The 19,542-nt window shown below is 65.2% G+C and carries 13 protein-coding genes and 1 pseudogene; 6 read left to right on the top strand and 8 right to left on the bottom strand.

Features of this window, described 5'->3' with window-relative positions; translation table 11 throughout:
• Positions 1–87: 87 nt before the first annotated feature.
• Positions 88–981, bottom strand: a pseudogene (locus tag ACUXH0_RS18570) (amidohydrolase); the annotation flags it as partial.
• 266 nt (positions 982–1,247) lie between these two features.
• On the opposite strand from ACUXH0_RS18570, the gene argE reads away from it, so the two are divergent.
• Positions 1,248–2,450: an acetylornithine deacetylase gene (argE, locus tag ACUXH0_RS18565; protein ID WP_012436484.1), complete on the top strand. Its 1,203-nt coding sequence runs from the start codon at positions 1,248–1,250 to the stop codon at positions 2,448–2,450.
• A 51-nt stretch (positions 2,451–2,501) separates the two neighbouring features.
• Here the strand turns inward: argE and ACUXH0_RS18560 are convergent, their stop codons facing one another.
• From ACUXH0_RS18560 to ptsP, 4 genes are all read right to left on the bottom strand, one after another.
• Positions 2,502–3,659 (bottom strand): ABC transporter substrate-binding protein, encoded by a 1,158-nt coding sequence (locus ACUXH0_RS18560; protein WP_004633112.1) that lies wholly within the window; start codon positions 3,657–3,659, stop codon positions 2,502–2,504.
• A gap of 147 nt (positions 3,660–3,806) precedes the next feature.
• Positions 3,807–5,522 carry a PTS fructose transporter subunit IIC gene (locus ACUXH0_RS18555; protein WP_182594467.1) on the bottom strand — a complete coding sequence of 572 codons (1,716 nt, stop codon included), beginning with the start codon at positions 5,520–5,522 and terminating at the stop codon, positions 3,807–3,809.
• Between the two features lie 49 nt (positions 5,523–5,571).
• Positions 5,572–6,528, bottom strand: a complete 957-nt coding sequence (pfkB, locus tag ACUXH0_RS18550; protein WP_012436482.1) for a 1-phosphofructokinase — start codon at positions 6,526–6,528, stop codon at positions 5,572–5,574.
• Positions 6,525–9,065, bottom strand: coding sequence for a phosphoenolpyruvate--protein phosphotransferase (gene ptsP, locus ACUXH0_RS18545; protein WP_012436481.1), 2,541 nt, complete (start codon positions 9,063–9,065; stop codon positions 6,525–6,527). Before ptsP ends, pfkB begins: the two co-directional genes overlap by 4 nt.
• Positions 9,066–9,282: 217 nt before the next feature.
• Between ptsP and ACUXH0_RS18540 the strand changes: the two genes are divergently transcribed.
• The 4 genes from ACUXH0_RS18540 (at position 9,283) to ACUXH0_RS18525 (ending at position 15,426) form a co-directional block, all read left to right on the top strand.
• Positions 9,283–10,278: a LacI family DNA-binding transcriptional regulator gene (locus ACUXH0_RS18540; protein ID WP_004633104.1), complete on the top strand. Its 996-nt coding sequence runs from the start codon at positions 9,283–9,285 to the stop codon at positions 10,276–10,278.
• 82 nt (positions 10,279–10,360) lie between these two features.
• Entirely contained in the window at positions 10,361–12,457 is a 2,097-nt protein-coding gene (locus tag ACUXH0_RS18535; RefSeq protein ID WP_012436480.1) for a molybdopterin-containing oxidoreductase family protein, read from the top strand.
• 10 nt (positions 12,458–12,467) lie between these two features.
• Positions 12,468–13,565 carry an aminopeptidase gene (locus tag ACUXH0_RS18530; protein ID WP_012436479.1) on the top strand — a complete coding sequence of 366 codons (1,098 nt, stop codon included), beginning with the start codon at positions 12,468–12,470 and terminating at the stop codon, positions 13,563–13,565.
• Positions 13,566–13,716: 151 nt separating this feature from the next.
• Positions 13,717–15,426, top strand: coding sequence for a long-chain fatty acid--CoA ligase (locus tag ACUXH0_RS18525; RefSeq protein ID WP_182594466.1), 1,710 nt, complete (start codon positions 13,717–13,719; stop codon positions 15,424–15,426).
• Between the two features lie 56 nt (positions 15,427–15,482).
• Here ACUXH0_RS18525 and trhA read toward each other — a convergent pair whose 3' ends face one another.
• Positions 15,483–16,100 (bottom strand): PAQR family membrane homeostasis protein TrhA, encoded by a 618-nt coding sequence (gene trhA / locus ACUXH0_RS18520; protein WP_012436477.1) that lies wholly within the window; start codon positions 16,098–16,100, stop codon positions 15,483–15,485.
• Positions 16,101–16,143: 43 nt separating this feature from the next.
• Between trhA and arfB the strand changes: the two genes are divergently transcribed.
• On the top strand, positions 16,144–16,578 hold the full coding sequence (gene arfB, locus ACUXH0_RS18515) for an alternative ribosome rescue aminoacyl-tRNA hydrolase ArfB (RefSeq protein WP_004633094.1): 435 nt from the start codon (positions 16,144–16,146) through the stop codon (positions 16,576–16,578).
• A gap of 21 nt (positions 16,579–16,599) precedes the next feature.
• Here arfB and ACUXH0_RS18510 read toward each other — a convergent pair whose 3' ends face one another.
• Entirely contained in the window at positions 16,600–17,916 is a 1,317-nt protein-coding gene (locus ACUXH0_RS18510; protein WP_012436476.1) for an MFS transporter, read from the bottom strand.
• A gap of 187 nt (positions 17,917–18,103) precedes the next feature.
• Entirely contained in the window at positions 18,104–19,282 is a 1,179-nt protein-coding gene (locus ACUXH0_RS18505) for a porin (protein WP_004633091.1), read from the bottom strand.
• Positions 19,283–19,542 lie beyond the last annotated feature (260 nt).

Below are 19,542 nucleotides of genomic sequence, written 5' to 3'. Positions count from 1 at the left end.
AAATATGGCATTGGGCGGCTTTACCCCGAAGCAGCGGCTGGCCATGGCCGCTTAGTTTCTACTTCTGCCGACTGTGGAAAACGGGGGCATTACCGGGGGATAGTTGCGGTGGAAGACGAAGTCGACCGTGCAATCGTATGCGGCGGCGATGCCCTTAGAGACCTCTTCCATGCGGCGCTCGATCAAGTCGAGGACTTCGGTGGAGAAGGTGCGTACCGTGCCCCCGATCCAGGCTTCGTTCGGAATGATGTTGGTCGCATCGCCGGCATGGAACTGTGTGACGGACAGAACCGCGGTGTCGATCGGCCGCTTGTTGCGCGTGATGATGCCTTGCAACGCCGATACCACCTGCGCTCCAACGAATACCGGATCGTTGCCGTTATGCGGCAGCGCGGCGTGTGCCCCCTTTCCCTTGATCGTGATGCGGAACTCGTTGCTCGATGCCATCAGCGCGCCTGCGCGCGTACCGAAGGCGCCGACCGGCACCCCCGGCCAGTTGTGCAGCCCAAAGACGGCGTCGCTCGGGAATCGATCGAACAGGCCATCCTTTATCATCTCGCGTGCGCCGCCGCCGCCTTCTTCAGCGGGTTGGAAGATCAGGTTTACCGTGCCGCTGAAATTGCGGTGCTTGGACAGGTAATGTGCGGCGCCGAGCAGCATTGCGGTGTGACCGTCGTGGCCGCACGCGTGCATCTTGCCGTCGTGCTTGGAGCGATGCTCGAATTGGTTAGCCTCCGCAAGCGGCAGAGCATCCATATCGGCGCGTAGGCCGATACTCTTGCCTTCACCGTTGCGGATAACACCGACTAGGCCAGTCTTGCCCAGGCCGCGATGCACTTCGATACCCCACTCGGCGAGCTTGGCGGCGACCAGATCGGAGGTGCGCTGTTCTTCGAAACAGAGTTCGGGATGTGCGTGGATGTCGCGGCGCAGCGCCTGGATCTCGGGCTGCGCGGCTTGGATTTCTGGGATCAGCTTCATGAGGATGCTCGCGTTCTGGCTGAAAGTTCGGAATCGCATTCGATGATACGCCGAAGGGCGATTTTCGACCCGCCATCAGCCAATTGCTTGGCCCGCCCATGCAGTTCCGTATGGATTCGTCATGCGGTGACTTGTGCGCTCTCACATACAGACGAAGCCGAACGGCCGAAACGCCTACACTGGACGTCTGTCAATTGACCGCGCGCCGCCCTAGTCAGTTGCCCGTCGCGCTCGCGCGAGCACCACGAGACCGACCCGAGCCCATCATGTCTGCTGAAGCCATCGCTGTTGCATCGCAACCTTCCGACGAAGTTCTGCAATTGATCCGCACGCTGGTGGCATTCGATACCGTTAGCCGCAATTCGAATCTTGGATTGATCGAGTGGGTGCGCGATCGCTTGCGCGGGCAGGGCGCGGACTGTCGTCTGACCTATGACGCGACGGGCGGTAAGGCAAATCTGTTCGCGACGCTATCGCCAGGCCGCAAGCCGGGGCTGGTGTTGTCTGGGCATACCGATGTGGTGCCCGTCGATGGGCAGCCGTGGGATACGAACCCGTTTGATGCGCAGATCCGTGACGGCAGCCTGTACGGGCGCGGCACCGCCGACATGAAGAGCTTCATTGCCGTGGCGCTCGCGAATGTGCCCGGCTTCATGGCGGCGGAGGGCGGCGCCAGCTTTCATCTTTCGCTGTCGTATGACGAAGAGATCGGCTGCGTCGGCGTGCGCAGTCTGCTGCGTGATCTCGAGGCGAGCGGCATTCAGCCCGCCGGTTGCATCGTTGGCGAACCCACGTCGATGCGCGCCATCATTGCGCACAAGGGTAAGCGTGAATACCGATGCTGCGTGCGCGGCAAGGAAGCGCATTCCGCGTTGACGCCGCAGGGCGTGAATGCGATCGAGTTTGCGGCGCTGCTGATCGCGCATATCCGCTCGCTGGCTGCGCGTCTGGCGGCGGAAGAGGCGCGCGACACCGCCTTTGTCGTGCCGCATACGACGCTGAATACAGGCACGATCAAAGGTGGTATCGCCACCAACGTGGTGCCGCGCGATTGCGAATTCACCTTCGATTTCCGCTATCTGCCGGGCATCGATCCGGATTGGCTGTTCGCCGAGGTCGAGCGCTATGCGCAGCAGACGCTGCTGCCGCAGATGCGTGAAATTTCTGCCGACGCTGACATCAGCTTCGCCATGAAGGCCAACACGCCGGGCCTGTCGATTGCGCCCTCGCACGAGCTGGTGGCGCTGGCGCAAGCGCTGGCCGATAGCCGGAGTGCGGTTGGCAAGGTCGACTACGGGACCGAAGCGGGACTGTTCACGCACGCGGGCATTCCGACTGTGGTGTGTGGTCCGGGCAATATCGAGCAGGCGCACAAGCCTAACGAGTACATCGAACTTGCGCAGATCGCGCAGTGCGAAGCGTTCATGCGGCGGCTCGCACAACGGCAGCCGCAGTTGCAGCCGGCTTGAATGTAAAAAAACCGGGCACCTGGCCCGGTTTCTTTTTTTAGGGATGCGCGTTCAGCGGATCACTTGCCCGTTAGAGTTGATGATCGTCATCTCAACGAACTTGGAGCCGACGTGGTTGGAGGGCGAGAAGTTCACGTTGAAGCCACCCACGTCGTAGTTGCCCATCGTCTCCAGCGCCCCGACGAACTTCTCGCGGGTCAGGTCGCGGCCCGCACGCTTGAGGCCTTCAACAAAGACGCGCGCAGCGACGTAGCCTTCGATGCTCCCGTAGTCGAAATCGGTAATGCCATCCGATTTGAGCAGCTTCTGGTAATCGCGAACCACGGGTGACGCGCCGCTATACGGATACGGCATCACCTGAGAGATGATCACGCCGCCGCCGGCCTTGCCGAGTGCGTTGGCGAGCGCCTTGGTGCCGACAAACGACACGTTGTAGAACTGGCCCGCATACCCCTGTTCTTGTGCGCCCTTCACGAGGGCTGCCACGGTCTGGTATGCGCTGATGACGACGACGACATCCGGCTTCTGCTCGAGCACTGTGGTGATCGCGCTCTTCACGTCGGTGGTGTTGCGGACGACGCTGGCCTGCGCGACGAGCGACACCCCCTTGTTTGCCGGCAGCTTGAGCGCGCGCTGTACACCGTCAAGGCCCGCTTTGCCGTAGGCGTCGTCGTTATAGATGACGGCAATGCGCTTGAGGCCCGTGGTGTGGATCTGCTGGACGATGGCGGCGGTTTCATCGTTGTAGCTGGCGCGCACGTGGAACACATTGCGCGCGAAGGGCTCGCGCAGCGCCGAGGCGCCGGAGTACGGCGCAAAGAACGGCACGCCCGCCGGGTTGGCGATCTTCAGCGCCGCCAGGCTGGTCGGCGTACCGACATAGCCAAACAGGGCGAAGACCTTGGTGTCTTCGATGAGCGTCTTGGTGTTGCGGGCAGTCGCATCGGGCTCGTAGAAATCGTCGAGCACCTTCAATTCGATCTTGCGTCCGTTGATGCCACCTGCGGCGTTGACGGCGTTGAAGTACAACTGGGCGCCGCGGTTCATCTGCTGACCAAGCTTTGCGGCCGGGCCGCTCATTGGCGCCGATTGGCCGACGATGATCGCGTCGTTGGTCACGCCCGTCTCGGCATGCGCGCCGCCCGAAGCGATGCCGACGATGCCCGCTGCGAACATGGCCAGCAGCGCGGTGATTCTACGAGATTGCATTGCTCTCCCCCGAGAGTTGATTTGCTCGGCATCATAGCTAAACGGGCAGGGGAGGCAAACAGAATCGGGCCGGTTGCGTCGCTTTTGAGCGTTTTTGAGACAGAGAAGCCGCGCGATGTGCACGGCTTTCCTTCACACGGGGCCGTTTCAGGCGGCTTCCGCCACCCGCCGCTTCATCACTGCCAGCAGCACGGCGGTGACGACGGTGCCGGTAACCAGCGCTGCAACATAGCCGCCCAGGTGCGTCACCGCATTCGGAATCGGCAGCACGAACGCCCCGCCGTGCGGCACGCGCAGTTCCACGCCGAACAGCATCGAAAGGGCGCCCGCGCAGGCCGAACCCGCCACGAGCGCGGGAATCACGCGGAACGGGTCGCGGGCCGCATACGGGATCGCGCCCTCGCTGATGAAGGCGAGGCCGAGCACGGCGGTGGCGCGCGCCGCCTGGCGTTCGTCTCGCGTAAATCGCGACGGGAACAGCCATGCCGCCAGAGCGATGCCCAACGGCGGCGTCATGCCCGCGGCCATGGTGGCCGCCATGGGCGTGTAGACCTGTGCGCCGATCAGCCCCGTGCTGAAGGCATACGCAGCCTTGTTGATGGGACCGCCCATGTCGAAGGCCATCATGCCGCCCAGCAGCGCGCCCAGCGGTACCGCGTTGGCACCCTGCATGCCGCGCAGCCAAGTCGTGAGGGAGGCGAGCAACGCGGCAACCGGCGCGCCAACCACATACAGCATCACCAGGCCTGTCAGCAGGCAGCCGAGCACCGGCAGGATCAATACCGGTTTCAGCCCTTCAAGATTGCGCGGCAGCTTCAGCCAGCGGTTGAGCGCCTCGGTGCCATAGCCGGCGACGAAACCGGCCACGATGCCGCCAAGAAAGCCGGCGCCCAGGCTGGCGGCCAGCATGCCGCCGACCATCCCGGGGGCAATACCGGGCCGGCTGGCGATCGAGTACGCGATGTATCCGGCGAGCACGGGCACCATCAAGGCAAACGCCGACTTGGCTCCGATCTGGAACAGCACGCCGCCCAGCGTGTGGCTGGCCGAGGCGTCCGTCACGTAGATGCCGCCCAGGGCGAACGCCAGTGCAATCAGGATGCCCCCAGCCACCACGAAGGGCAGCATGAACGACACGCCGGTCATCAGGTGCTTGTACGGGCCGGTGCGCTGCTGTTCAGCCGCGGCGGCCGCGGTGCCCGCCAATTGCGCCGTCCCCGCGCCTTCTAGCGAGGCTTCGTCGAAGGCCCGGCGGATCAATGCCTGCCCATCGTGGATGGCCGCCTTGGTGCCGGCGCGGAAGACGCGCTTGCCGGCAAAGCGTGACAGGTCGACTTGCGTGTCGGCGGCGATCAGCACGAGGTCTGCGGTTGCGATGGCATCGGCCGACAGCGTGTTCTGTGCGCCCACCGAACCCTGCGTTTCCACGTGGATCGTGTGACCGAGCGCGCCGGCGGCCTGCGTGAGCGCCTCGGCGGCCATGAAGGTGTGCGCAATGCCGGTCGGGCACGAAGTGATGGCGACGATGCGTTGAGCTTGCGCGCCGGCTTTGGGAACGGGCGGGGCGTTGCCGATCATGCGGGCCAGTACGGCACGAGCGTCCGCGAGTACTTCGTCGAGCGTGACTTCAAGCGTGCGCGGATTGGCGTGGCGAGCCGCTGCGTCCGGCACGAGGCCCGCCCAGACGACGGCCTCGGCGGTGGCCAGCGCTGCCGTGTCGACGACCGAGACGGTGTCGGGGCCGCGCACGTCGACGTCGAGCTTGCAGCCGGATTCGCGCGCCGCGTGGCGCAGGGCTGCGCCGGCGAGCATCGCGCGGGTGGTGCGGCCGTCTGCACCGAGAATTGCCAGCAGGTTTGCCATGATCGGCTCCTTGAATGCGTTGAGCGTGTGGCGATGCGATGGTCGGGCGTCAGGCCACGCGCTGCATCTGGACGGCGGACGCGCGTTCGCGCACCTGCCCCGGGGGCGGGAGGTGCGGGCCCAGGCGCTGGAGCTTGCACGCGGCGAAGGCCACCGATAGACGCACGGTTTCTTCCATGCCCGCTCCGGCATGCCAGCCGGCCAGCACGCCGGCCACCATGGCGTCACCCGCGCCGACGGTACTGGCGGCGCGTACAGGTGGCAGGCTCGCTTGCCACGTGCCTTCTGCCGTGACGAACAGCGCGCCGTCCTCGCCCAGCGACACGATGACCTGCGCCACGCCGCGTGCCTGGATGGCGCGCGCCACGTCCACCGTTTCAGCCAACGTGGGCAGCAATCTCCCCGCCCACAGTTCCAGCTCGTGCCGGTTTGGCTTGATGGCCGTCGGCAGGGCTTCGCGCGGTGCCGCCAGCACCCGCGCCAGCGGTGCGCCGCTGGTATCGAGCAAGGTGGGGATGCCGCGGCGGTTCAGCCGGGCCAGCAGTTCCACATAGCTATCGGACTGCAAGCCGCCGGCCAGGCTGCCACATAGCGCTGCGCCTGCAATGTCGGAGAGCGCGTCAATGCGTTCGCACAGCGTGTCGAAGTCGGCGGGCGTGGCGTCAATGCCGGGCAGATTGATGTCGGTGGTCTGTCCGTCTGCCTGGTCGCTGATTTTGATGTTGGTGCGATTGGTGCCGGGCACGCGGCAGAAGCCGTCGAGCACGCCCTTGCGCGCAAACAACGCTTCGAACAGTTCGGCATTGGCGTCGCCGAGGAGGCCCGTGGCGATCACCGGTACCTGCCAATCGGCCAGGCAGGCTGCCACGTTGACGCCCTTGCCGCCGGCCTGTTGCGTGACGCTGCGGCCGATGTTGACGCGGCCACGTTCAAGCCGCTCCAGGCCGATGGTCATGTCGATGGCCGGGTTGAGCGTGACGGTGACGATGCGCGGCTGCCTGCTCATGCGGCCATCTCCTTGCCACCGGCTTGCATCGGCAACGTGGTTTCCAGGTCGCGCACCTCCTGGGCGGAAGCGCAGGCCAATGCGCGTTCTGCGAGTTGCGACAGCGCACGGACGTGCGCCTCGCGTAGCCGCGCCTTGACCGGCGCAATATCGCGTGGGCTCATCGACAGCTCATGCACGCCAAGGCCTGTGAGCAGCAGCGCGCCGAACGGGTCTCCCGCCAAGCCGCCGCATACGCCGACCCAGCGCCCGCGGCGTGCGGCGCCCTGCACTGTGTGCTGGATCAGGCGCAGCACGGTTGGGTGCAGGCTGTCGGCCTCGGCAGCGAGGTCGGGATGCTGGCGATCGATCGCCAGCGTGTATTGCGTGAGGTCGTTCGTTCCGATGGAGAAGAAGTCGACGTGCTCGGCCAGGCGATCGGCCAACAGTGCGGCGGCCGGTACTTCCACCATGATGCCCAGCGGCACCGTCGGCGCGTCGAGTTCAGCGCGAATGCGCTCGCACGCGGCGCGCAGGGCGGTCACCTCCTCCAATGAGGTGATCATCGGAAACATGATCGACAGGGCAGTCGCCTCGCCAGCATCGCGGGCGGCCCGATAGAGCGCACGCAGTTGCGGCTCCATGAGGTCGGGGCGGCGCAGTAGCAGGCGCGCACCGCGCACGCCGAGGAACGGGTTGTCTTCCGTCGGCAGGTTCAGATGCGGGACCTGCTTGTCGCCGCCGATGTCCAGCGTGCGCACGATCAACGGGCGGCCGCCAAGGGCGTTGAGCATGTCGGCGTAGACAGCGTATTGGGTGTCTTCGTCGGGCGCGTGATCGCGTTCGAGGAACAGGAATTCGGTGCGCATCAGGCCCACGCCCTCCGCGCCGAGCGAGAGGGCTTCGACCGCCTGTGCGGGCAGGTTGACGTTGGCGGCGATCTCCACCGTGTGGCCGTCACGCGTGCGGGCGGGCAAGCCGCGCTCCGCCTCCTCGCGCTGCGTGCGTGCGGCGTCTTCCCGCAGCCAGGCGCGGGCGCTCGCGATGCTGGTGTCATCGGGATCCAGCACCAGACGGCCGCCGGTGCCGTCGATGATGGCTTGCGTGCCCGTCGCCACATCGAGCACGGCTGGGCCGGCGGCCACGACGGCCGGGATGCCCAGTGTGCGCGTCAGGATGGCCGTGTGCGACGTCGGACCGCCTTGCGCGGTGACGATGCCGATGATGCGTCGCGTATCGAGCGCCGCCGTATCCGAAGGCGACAGGTCCGCCGCCACGAGGATGCAAGGGCTCTCGGGCAGCGTTTGCGCTGCACTGCGCAGCGACGGGTCGATATGGCCGAGCACGCGCCGTCCCACGTCGCGCAAGTCGGCCGCGCGTGCCGCCAGGAGCGGATTGCCGAGCGCGCCCAGCCGCTCGGCCAGGCGTTCGACGGCCTGATGCCAGGACCACGCCACGCCGTGGCCCTCGACCATGGCCTGGCATGTCAGCGTCATGAGATCGGTGTCGCCCAGCAGTTCGGCTTGCGCCTTAAAGATGCCTGCTTCGGCTTCCCCCAGGCGGGCGGCCGTGTTGCGTGCCAGGGCTTCCAGTTCGGCGCGCGTGCTCGCCAGCGCCTGGTCCAGTAGATCGCCGCCGGTGGTCAGGGCGACAGCGTGATCAGGCACGGTCGACGCGCCGTGCTGGAGCACGTGGATGGGGCCGATCGCCAGCCCGGGACTTGCCGCAATGCCGCCGATGGTGGGCAACGCCGCGTCGGCTTGCCAGCCGTGCGCGGTCTGTCGGGTGCGGGCTGCCTGCGTGTCGCGCGCCGCCTGGGCACGTTCCTGCGCCGTCAGACCTCGAATGGTCTGCAGCAGCGCGTCGAGCGCGGCGCCGGCGTCGGGGCCTTCCGCAGAGAGCGTGAGCTTGGAGCCAACCGCAAGGCCCAATTGCAGCAACGCCACGAGGTTCTTCGCGTCGGCGGTTTCGTCGCCATGTCGAACCTGCACGCGCGCGGCAAAGCGGCGGGCGGTTTCCACCCAATGCGCAGCCGGGCGCGCGTGCAGGCCGCTCGGGTATTCCAGCGTCAAGGTGCGCTGCTCGGCGAGGTCGGTGCCAGGTGTGTCGGCGGCGGGCGCGGGTGCGTCGCTGGAGAGCGCGGCAACAAGTTCTTCAGCATTCTGCGTGGTGAAGAGATGCCGTAGGCGCGCGTCGTCATTCAGCAGCCGCGTCAGTCGGCGCAGCAGCGTGATGTGTTCGTCCGACTGCGCGGCAATGGCAAACACCAGGTGCGTCGTTTGGCCCGGGTGCCACTCCAGCCCGTCAGGAAACTGCAGCACCGCAATGCCCGTCTGGCGGATCAGGTGGCGGTCCTCGCCCATGCCGTGCGGAATGGCGACGCCGTGGCCGAGAAACGTGTTGGCCACGGTTTCGCGGCGCAGGAGGCTGTCGATATAGGCCGGATCGATGCAGCCGGCGTCGGCCAGCAACTGGCCGGCAGCGCGGATGGCGCTTTCCTTGTCGGTGGCGCGTTGCTGCAGACGGATGCGTTCGGCGCAGATCAGGGCGGAAGCCATGCGGCGGGGGTCTCCTGCGGCTGCCGCGCTCCAAGGCGCGGCATGCGTGTCGTCGATGATCGCGAATTGAAATCGATTACAGTTCGAGTGTCAATGTGCGCCGCGACACAAAGTGACGCTCATCCCAGTATTTACGGGGTTTTCCCTAGGAGAGCTGGAGATTGGAGGCAATGCGGTCATTCGCTATGATGACGCTTTCTTTGGAAACGATTTCAGCATGACGGTTCGAATCAAGGACGTAGCGGCGGCGGCGGGGGTGTCGGTGGCAACGGTGTCACGCGCGCTCGCCGGCGGCCCCGTGAGCGCAGAACTGCGCCGGCGTGTCGATGCGGCGGTGGCGGCGTCCGGGTATCGGCCGAACCTGTCGGCGCGGCGGCTTCGCTCGCAGCAGGCGCAGACCGTCGGGCTGATCGTCTCGGACATCCGCAACCCGTTCTTCACCAGCGTCAGCCGGGCGGTGGAAGACGCGGCCTATGCCGCCGGCTTGCGCGTCATCCTGTGCAATTCCGACGAAGACCCCGAGAAGGAGGCGATGTACCTGCGCCTGATGGAAGAGGAGCGCGTGACCGGCGTGATCCTCTCGCCAACGCGCGGCATTGCCGAAGCCCAGCAACCTGTGGACCTCGGCTACCCGGTCGTGCTGATCGATCGTGCCGGCCCCACATGCGGCACCGATGCCGTCGTGCTCGACAACCAGCAGGCGGCGCAAGCGCTGGCCGAGCACCTCGCCGCGCAGGGTTACCGGCGTATTGGCGGCCTGTTCGGGCGGACGAGCAGCACGGGCGCTGAGCGTCAGGCCGGATTCGCGACGGCGCTGGCACGCCGCGGCATCACCGCCGAGGCGCGATTCATTCTGCCCACCGCCGAGGCAGCGGAGGCCGAGACGCTGGCGTGGCTGTCCGGCGCGGAACGTGATCGCCCCGACGCGCTGGTCGCGAGTAACGCGCAATCGCTGCTCGGCGTGCTGCGTGCGTTGCGGCAGCTTTCGCTGGACGTGCCCCGCGACCTTGCCGTGGCGGGCTTTGACAACGAGCCCTGGACGGAGCTCGCCGGCCCGGGCATCACCGTGATCGAGCAACCGGTCTACGACATCGGCCGCATGGCAATGGCGATGCTGCAGGAGCGCCTCGCGCAGCCCACCTTGCCGACGCGCCGTGTGCTGCTCACGGGGCGGCTCGTCACGCGCGGCTCCACGCCGCTGCGAAGCACTTAGCAGGCGATTACAATTTCCGGATACTCGCGGCGGTGCGACAACGCCGACATGCACCCGCCGCCACCCACTCCGGAGCCCCCTGATGTCCACCCAAGTCATCCGTGCCGCCTGCCCGCACGACTGCCCCGACACCTGCGCCTTGCTCGTCACCGTCGAGGACGGCCGCGCCACCCGCGTGCAGGGCGACCCGGACCACCCGACGACTGCCGGCGTGCTGTGCACCAAGGTCAATCGGTATGCAGAACGCACGTACCACCCGAACCGTCTGCTGACGCCGATGAAGCGCGTGGGCGCCAAGGGCGAGGGCAAGTTCGAACCGATCTCGTGGGGCGAGGCCATCGATACCATCGCCACGCGTCTGGGGGACATTGCCGCGCGCAACCCGGAGGCCATCCTCCCGTACAGCTACGCCGGCACGATGGGCCTGGTGCAGGGGGAAAGCATGGCCGCGCGCTTCTTCCACAAGCTCGGAGCGTCGCTGCTCGATCGCACGATCTGCGCATCGGCCGGGGCAACGGCGCTGCGCTACACGTATGGCGCGAGCCTCGGCATGGACATCGAGCACGTGCAGGACGCCAAGCTGATCCTGATCTGGGGCGCCAATCCGATCGCATCGAACCTGCATTTCTGGACGCGCGCGCAGGAAGCCAAACGGCGCGGCGCCACGCTCGTCGCCATCGATCCGTATCGCTCGCTGACGGCCGAGAAGTGCCATCGCCATCTGGCGGTGCGCCCTGGTACCGATGCGGCGCTGGCGCTGGCGATGATCCACGTGTTGATCCGCGATGACCTGCTCGACCACGACTACATCGCCAATCACACGCTCGGTTTCGAGGCGCTCCGTGAACGCGCACAGCAATACACGCCGGAATATGCGGCGACGCTGTGTGGGGTGGACGCGGCGGATGTCGAGTGGCTCGCCAAGCTGTACGGCACGACCGTCGTGCGCGACAAGCAGCCGGCGGCCATTCGCCTGAACTACGGCATGCAGCGCGCGCATGGCGGCGGGCAGGGCGTGCGCGCGGTCGCATGCCTGCCGTCGCTGGTGGGCGCGTGGCGGGATGCAGCGGGCGGCCTGCAACTATCGACGTCCGGTTTCTTCCCCATCGACAATGCGAAGCTGCAGCGTCCTGACCTGCTGCCGAGCTGGCCGGCGCTGCCCCGCACGATCAACATGAGCACCATCGGCGATGCGCTGCTGCATCCGGGCGATGCGTCGTTTGGCCCAAAGGTCGAGGCGGTGGTTGTCTACAACAGCAACCCCGTGGCGGTGGCGCCGGATTCGCGCAAGGTCGCCGCCGGCTTTGCGCGCGAAGACCTCTTCACCGTGGTGCTGGAGCATTTCCAGACTGACACCGCCGACTACGCCGACATCCTCCTGCCCGCCACCACGCAGCTCGAACATGTCGATGTGCACAAGGCGTATGGTCACACCTACGTGCTGGCCAACAACGCTGCCATCGCGCCCATGGGGCAGTCGTTGCCGAACACGGAGATCTTCCGTCGCATTGCCCGGCGCATGGGTTTTGACGACGCCTGCTTTGCCGACTCGGACGACGACATCGCCAGCCAGGCCGTGCGCCGTGACGACCCGGCCGCCGCGCACATCGACTGGGCCACGCTCAAGCGCGAGGGCTGGCAGAAGCTGGCGCACCCCGCCGCGCCGCTGGCTCGTGGCGGCTATCGCACGCCGTCGGGCCGCTGCGAGTTCTATTCCGAGCAGATGGCCAAGGACGGCCTTGACCCGCTGCCCGGCTATGTGCCGCCGCATGAGTCGGCGATCAGCACGCCTGAGCTGGCGAAGCGTTATCCGCTGTCGATGATCTCGCCGCCGGCGCGCAACTTCCTGAACTCGACCTTCGTCAACGTCGACAGCCTGCGCAGTACCGAGGGCGAGCCGCATCTCGATATCCACCCCGACGACGCGAATGCACGCGGCGTTGTCGACGGCGAGCTTGTCCGCATCTTCAATGATCGCGGCACCATGCAGGCGCGCGCCCGCGTGACCGACCGTGCGCGGCGCGGCGTGGTCGTCGGCCTGTCGATCTGGTGGAAGAAGCTCGCGCCCGACGGCACCAACGCCAACGAGCTGACCAGCCAGCGCCTGACCGACATGGGGCGTGCGCCCACCTTCTACGATTGCCTGGTCGAGGTCGCGCCGTTGGCACAGGCCGCCTGACGGAACCATCATGCGTGCCGCACGCGCGCTGTACCTTGCGCTGTCGCTTGCCGGTTCGGCGTTGCTGGCCGGCTGCGACACCGTCGGTTATTACTACCAGTCGGTCAGCGGACATCTCTCGCTGATGGCGCAGCGCGAGTCGATCGACCAGGCGATCGACAACGCCCGGCAGGCTCACAACGACAAGCTCGCCAAGCGGCTCGAAGATGCGCGCAGCATCCGCATCTATGCGTCGCGCGAGCTGGGCCTGCCGGACAACGGCAGCTATCGCGTCTACGCCAATCTCAAGCGTCCGTTCGCGGTGTGGAACGTGTTTGCGGCGCCGGAGCTGTCGGTCAAGCTCAAGGAATGGTGTTTTCTCGTCGTGGGCTGCGTGACGTATCGCGGGTACTACGATCGCAACGCCGCCATGGCCTACGCCGACACCTTGCGCGCCCAAGGCCTCGATGTGGATGTGGCCGGCATTCCTGCGTATTCCACACTGGGTTATTTCGACGACCCGCTGCTCAACACCTTCGTCGGCCTGCCCGAAGGTGAGCTGGCGCGGCTGATTTTTCATGAGCTGGCGCACCAGGTCGTCTACGCCAAGGGCGATACCGCGTTCAACGAATCGTTTGCCACCGCCGTGGAAACCATTGGCGTCGAACGCTGGCTGGCGGATGCCGCCACCCCGGAAATTCGCGCGGAATACGCCACGTACGACGCCCGGCGCGTACAATTCCGCGCCCTGCTGCTGGAGTATCGCAACCGACTTGAGGCGCTGTATGCCAGCCCAGTGTCGGACGACGAGAAGCGCGCCGGAAAACGCGCCATCTTCGCGAGCCTCCAGGCCGATTACACCAAGCTCAAAGCAAGCTGGGGCGGTTATACCGGTTACGACCGCTGGTTTGCGCAGCCGCTGTCCAACGCGCATCTGGGCGCAGTCGCGAGCTACCTGGAATGGGTGCCGGCGTTCACGGCGCTGTATCACCGTGATGGCGGCGACTGGGCGCGCTTTTATGACGACGTCAAGGCCATGGTGCGGGAGTCCAAACTGCAGCGGGAGGCAGCACTCCGATTACTGGCGCCTTCGGCGATGGGCGCGTCGGAGGACATCAGACAAAAGTGATGCCAACACCGGTTTCTGCACCAGTTTCAAGCAAGGTCAACCGGCCGAGGGAACTGTCTAAGTTATTGTTTTGACACAAACATCCGCGTAGGATGCCGAAAAAAAACGAACGACCATTCGAAAAAATCGACAATCGCCAGGAGACACACCCATGGATAAACCGTGGCTGAAGCAGTACCCCGCCGGGGTGCCGGCCGAGATCGATGCATCGCAGTATCGATCGCTGGCCCACCTGCTTGAGGATTCTTTCCAAAAGAACCGCAACCGCCGTGCGTTTGAATGCATGGGCAAGGTACTGACCTATGGCGAGCTCGATACGCTGTCGCGCCAACTGGCGGCGTGGCTGCAATCGCGCGGTCTGGCGCCCGGCGCCCGCGTTGCGCTGATGATGCCGAACGTGCTGCAGTACCCGGTGGCGCTGGCCGCCGTGCTGCGTGCAGGCTATGTAGTCGTCAACGTCAATCCGCTCTACACCCCGCGCGAGCTTGAGCATCAACTCAAGGACAGCGGCGCCGAAGCCATCATCATCCTGGAGAACTTCGCGACGACGCTGCAGCAGGTGCTGCCCAATACGCCGGTCAAGCACATCGTGGTGGCCAGCATGGGCGACATGCTCGGCGGCCTTAAGGGCATGCTGGTGAATTTTGTCGTGCGCAGCGTCAAGAAGATGGTGCCGGCGTGGGAGCTTCCCAGTTGCATCCGCTTCAATACGGCGCTGCAAGAGGGCGCCAAGCAGACGCTCAAGCCCACCTCGGTCGGCCCCGACGACGTGGCCTTCCTGCAATACACGGGCGGCACGACGGGCGTGTCGAAGGGCGCGGCGCTGCTGCATCGAAATATCGTCGCCAACGTGCTCCAATCGGAAGCGTGGATGAACCCGGCGCTCACCAAGCCCGGCCGCGACGGCCGCATGCTGGCTGCCGACGAAGAGATCGTCACCATCACCGCGCTGCCGCTGTATCACATCTTCGCGCTGACGGTGTGCTGCCTGCTGTCGATGCGCAAGGGCGGGCTGGCCGTGCTGATCCCGAACCCGCGTGACATTCCGGGCTTCATCAAGGTGCTCAAGCAGTACCGCTTCCACATGTTCCCGGCCGTGAACACGCTGTACAACGCGCTGCTGAACAACCCGGAATTCAAGGATGTCGACTGCTCCAACCTGCGCGTGGCCAACGGTGGCGGCATGGCGGTGCAGGAAGCCGTGGCCAAGAAGTGGCTCGAGGTGACGGGGTGCCCGATCATCGAGGGCTATGGCCTGTCTGAAACCTCGCCGTCGGCCATCTGCAACCCGACCGATACCGACAAGTTTTCGGGCACCGTCGGCCTGCCGATTCCGGGCACTGAAATCGCCATTCGCGACGACGAAGGCCGCGATCAGCCGATCGGCCAGCCGGGCGAAATCTGCATCCGCGGCCCGCAGGTCATGGCTGGTTACTGGAAGCGCCCGGACGAGACCGCCAAGGTCATGTATGCCGACGGCTTCTTCAAGACCGGCGACGTGGGCGTAATGGACGAGCGCGGTTACACCAAGATTGTCGATCGTAAGAAGGACATGATCCTGGTGTCGGGCTTCAACGTGTACCCGAACGAGATCGAAGGCGTCGTGGCGATGTGCCCGGGCGTGCTGGAAGTGGCTGCCGTGGGCGTGCCCGACGTCCACTCGGGCGAGGTGGTGAAGCTGTTCGTGGTGCGCCGCGACCCGACACTCACGGAACAGAAGCTGCAGGAGTTCTGCAAGGACCAGCTCACCGGTTACAAACGCCCCAAGTTCATCGAGTTCCGCAACGAGCTGCCGAAGACCAACGTCGGCAAGATCCTGCGCCGCGAACTGCGCGATGAGGCGATGAAGAAGCGTGCCTGAGTCTGCATAGCTGCAAGAAGAAAACCGCGAGGAATCGCGGTTTTTTTCATGGTGTGTCAGCCGACGTACAGCAGGATGCTGACGAACTGACACGCACTGCCCGCCAGCACGAACAGGTGCCAGATGCCGTGGAAGTGCCGCACCTTCTCGTCAAAGAGAAAAAAGCCGATGCCCGTCGTATAAAGCGCGCCACCGGCTACCAGCCACCACAGGCCGGGTGCAGGCAGCGCGGTGGCCAGCGGCCCCATGGCAATCAGCACCAGCCAGCCCATCACCACGTAGATCAGCAGTGAGAACAGGCGCGTGCGGCGGCCGATCCAGAGTTCCTGCGCAATGCCAATGGCGGCCAGTGCCCAGTTGATGCCGAACAGCGCCCAGCCCCAGGGGCCGCGCAGCGTGACCAGCGCAAACGGCGTGTAGCTGCCGGCGATCAGCAGGTAGATGGCGCAATAGTCCAGCCGTTGGAAGAGGCTTTTGGCGGGGCCGCGCAGGCTGTGATACAGCGTGGAAATTGTGTAGAGCAGGACCAGCGTGGTGCCGTAGACGACCGAACTGACCACCTTCCAGGCATCGTGGTGCAGCGCCGAGGATGTCACGAGCACAGCCATGCCGGTAGCGGCAAGGATGGCCCCGGCCAAGTGGCTGAAGCCGTTGAAACGTTCTCCGCGATACATACGCTGATCTCCAGAAAGACCCTGTTCTCCCTACAATGCCTCAATGCCCGGCACCGACCTCAAAATCACCCCCCAATTGTCCATTCCGGAGTCGGAACTGGTCGAGCGCTTTGTGCGCGCAAGCGGCGCGGGTGGGCAGAACATCAACAAGGTATCGACGGCGGTGGAGTTGCGCTTTGACATCGCCCAATCGCCCTCGTTGCCGGACGCATTGCGAGCGCGTCTGTTGGAAAAACGCGACCGCCGCTTGACCGATGAGGGCGTGTTTGTGATTGATGCTCAACGGTTTCGCACGCAGGACCGCAACCGCCAGGATGCCCGCGAACGTCTGGCGGCGTTCATCGCGACGGGGCTTGCGGTGCCCAGGTCGCGCATCGCCACCAAGCCCACGCGCGCTTCCAAGACGCGCCGCCTGGAAGGCAAGCGCGCGCGTGGCGACGTCAAGCGTGGTCGCTCGGGCCGCCACTCTTGGGACTAAGCGTGCTGATATGCGTGGCCCTTACATCAGCCGGGTATGGCGTGTCTCGCGCATGCAAAGCACGCCGATCAGGCTGACCACCGCGGCCGCCGATACATACATGCCGACCCAGCTCAGGCCACCTTGCTCGGCCAGCTTCTGCGCGATGTAGGGCGCAATCGACGCGCCCAGAATGCCGCCCAGATTGTACGACACGCCGGCACCGGTATAGCGCACGTTGGTCGGGAACAGCTCGGGCAGCAGCGCGCCCATCGGCGCGAAGGTCACGCCCATCAGGAACAGTTCGATGATGAGGAACAGGGCCACCAGCGGTGTCTGCCCACTCCCCAGCAGCGGCGCCATCGTGAAGCCCGACAAAATGGCGGCGATAATGCCGACGATCAGCACCGGCTTGCGCCCAAAGCGGTCGGACGCCCATGCCGACAGGGGCGTCGCCAGCCCCATGAACACCACGGCGAGGCACAGCAGACCCAGGAAGCTCGGGCGCGAGAAATGCAACGTGCCCACGCCGTACGACAGCGAAAATACCGTCGAGATATAAAACAGCGTGTAGCAGACGACCATGGCCAGCGCGCCAAGCAGCGTCGGCCACCAGTGGTGCGCCAGCAGCGTGGCGACCGGCACCTTCACGCGCTCCTGCCGGTCGATGGCTGCCTGGAAGGCGGGGGTCTCAGCGATCTTCAATCGCACATACAAGCCCAGCGCCACCAGCACTGCGCTGACCAGGAACGGCACGCGCCAGCCCCAGCTGCGGAACTGCTCATCGGACAGTGCGATCGCCAGCCCGAAGAAGAGACCGTTCGAAGCCAGGAAACCGACCGACGGGCCGAGCTGCGGAAACATGCCGAACCAGGCGCGTTTGCCGGCTGGTGCGTTCTCGGTGGCCAGCAGCGCCGCGCCGCCCCATTCACCACCCAGCCCGATGCCCTGGCCGAAGCGCAGGATGCACAGCAGGATCGGTGCGAGCGTGCCGATGCTGTCGTACCCCGGCACGAGTCCGATCAGCGTGGTCGAAATGCCCATCACCAGCAGAGACGCCACCAGCGTCGACTTGCGCCCGATGCGATCACCAAAGTGGCCGAACAGAAACGAGCCGATCGGCCGAGCGATGAACGCGATGCCAAACGTCACGAACGCCGACAGCGCTTGTGCCGTGGCGGACCCATGCGGAAAGAACACTGGGCCGATGACCAGCGCCGCGGCTGTCGCATAGACATAGAAATCGTAAAACTCGATGGCCGTGCCGATGAAGCTGGCGAAGACGATGCGCGAGCGGCTGGTGTCGGCGGCCGCATCCAAAGTGGAGGGCGCCAGGGTTGGGGAAGTCGAAGAGGACATGCTGGTCTCCGGTGAGGTTCGTGTTGTTGTCGTTATGAACCGCGCCGCGCGATGTTGTGCTGGGGTCTTGCCGTCCGGCGGCGAGCTCGATCGCAAAAGCATAGCGCGCGGCCATGCAAAAAGGCACCCGAAGGTGCCTTCCTGCGCCCGCCAAGGAGAGGGGCGGCGGGCAACAACAAAGTGCGTGTCAGAACTTATGACGCAGACCGATCGCCACGCCAACCTGGTTATCCGAGTTCGGTGTGATGAAGTACGTCTGCGATGCCGCCGGCAGATAGCCCACCGACGTTTGCGCGCCCGTTGCCGGGTTCGTTACATAGCCGATCGAATCCCAGTTCAGCGACGCATTGCGTGCATACGCTGCGCTCAGATACACGTCGGTGCGCTTGGAGAAGTTGTAGTCGGCGATGAACTGCCACTGCTGCGGATTACGCGGGTTGACCGTTGCCCCGCCGATGGTCGCTTCCTTGATCTTGTCGTAGTAGTACGCCAGCGTCAGGCCCAGCGCAGGCGTCACTTGGTAGTTCACGCCAGCCCAGTAGTAGTCGTCGCGGTGCGGCAGCAGAGCCAGCGTGGCACCAGATGAGGCCGTGTCGGTCTTGCCGTAGCGATAGCCACCCATGAGTTTGACCGGGCCCATCGTATAGCTGGCGGCAATGGCGGCGCGCTTGTCCTTGGCGTACTCGTTGCCGGGGCCGCCCAGGGCTTCGGCTGCCGTCAGCACCTTCACTTCGTCATAGGCGATACCCAGGCCGAACGGGCCGCCAAAGTAGTTTGCGCCCACGCCGTACGCCGAGTTGGCGGTCTGGCTGCCTGCGCGTTCGCCGAACGCCCAGTGGCCTTCCACTGTCACCGGGCCGAATGCGCCGGTGTACTTGATCATGTTGTCTTCGCGGAAGTTCGGACCGAGTTGGCCGACCACCGGCTCATACTGCGTGGCGTAACCGGTCGGCGAGAAGTTCGCCATCATGTCGAAGATCGTGGTGTATTGCCGACCCAGCGTGATCTTGCCCCAGTTGCCCTGCAAACCGACAAACGCCTGCCGGCCGAACAGGCGTCCGCCCTGCTGCAGCGTGCCGGTGTCCATGGCGAAGCCCGATTCCAGCACGAACAGGCTCTTGAGACCGCCACCGATGTCTTCGACGCCGCGCAAGCCCCAGCGGTTGGAAGACAGGCCGCCGGCCTGCATCGCCAGGCGCGAGCCGCTGCTGCCCGGGATGACCACCCCCGCAGCCGTTACGGCTTGCGCGTGGTTGACGTACTCAATGTTGGCGTCGACCACGCCATACAGGGTCACACTCGACTGAGCCTGCGCAACACCCGCAAACGTGCCCAGTACTGCCAATGCCAGCAGCGATTTCTTCATCGGTCGGTCTCCAGATCTTTATTTATTGCGTTCAGTGGCAGGCAGACCCTCCGTTCTTGTCTTCCCGCCCCATGACTTTCAAACGAAGTCGCTGACTAATGTAACAACGTGGTGCTGGGCTCGGTCGAAATTTGCGAACGAATGTTCGTAAACGAGCGTTTGCTGTCTGATCCCGGCAACAGGCTGTTTCCAAATTTGAAATAGATCGGCGATGTGCTCCCTCGATTCCTTGCGGTTTTGGATGCGATCCGCGCACCAAC

It is taken from the genome of Ralstonia sp. 110700041-2, assembly GCF_056280165.1.
Note: the sequence above shows the minus strand (reverse complement) of the source record. Positions and strands in the feature narration are given on the sequence as shown.

Coding starts and splice junctions, on each gene's coding strand:
- argE (WP_012436484.1), top strand. CDS start 1,248: ATGTCTGCTGAAGCCATCGCTGTTGCATCGCAACCTTCCGACGAAGTT.
- ACUXH0_RS18560 (WP_004633112.1), bottom strand. CDS start 3,659: ATGCAATCTCGTAGAATCACCGCGCTGCTGGCCATGTTCGCAGCGGGC.
- ACUXH0_RS18555 (WP_182594467.1), bottom strand. CDS start 5,522: ATGGCAAACCTGCTGGCAATTCTCGGTGCAGACGGCCGCACCACCCGC.
- pfkB (WP_012436482.1), bottom strand. CDS start 6,528: ATGAGCAGGCAGCCGCGCATCGTCACCGTCACGCTCAACCCGGCCATC.
- ptsP (WP_012436481.1), bottom strand. CDS start 9,065: ATGGCTTCCGCCCTGATCTGCGCCGAACGCATCCGTCTGCAGCAACGC.
- ACUXH0_RS18540 (WP_004633104.1), top strand. CDS start 9,283: ATGACGGTTCGAATCAAGGACGTAGCGGCGGCGGCGGGGGTGTCGGTG.
- ACUXH0_RS18535 (WP_012436480.1), top strand. CDS start 10,361: ATGTCCACCCAAGTCATCCGTGCCGCCTGCCCGCACGACTGCCCCGAC.
- ACUXH0_RS18530 (WP_012436479.1), top strand. CDS start 12,468: ATGCGTGCCGCACGCGCGCTGTACCTTGCGCTGTCGCTTGCCGGTTCG.
- ACUXH0_RS18525 (WP_182594466.1), top strand. CDS start 13,717: ATGGATAAACCGTGGCTGAAGCAGTACCCCGCCGGGGTGCCGGCCGAG.
- trhA (WP_012436477.1), bottom strand. CDS start 16,100: ATGTATCGCGGAGAACGTTTCAACGGCTTCAGCCACTTGGCCGGGGCC.
- arfB (WP_004633094.1), top strand. CDS start 16,144: ATGCCCGGCACCGACCTCAAAATCACCCCCCAATTGTCCATTCCGGAG.
- ACUXH0_RS18510 (WP_012436476.1), bottom strand. CDS start 17,916: ATGTCCTCTTCGACTTCCCCAACCCTGGCGCCCTCCACTTTGGATGCG.
- ACUXH0_RS18505 (WP_004633091.1), bottom strand. CDS start 19,282: ATGAAGAAATCGCTGCTGGCATTGGCAGTACTGGGCACGTTTGCGGGT.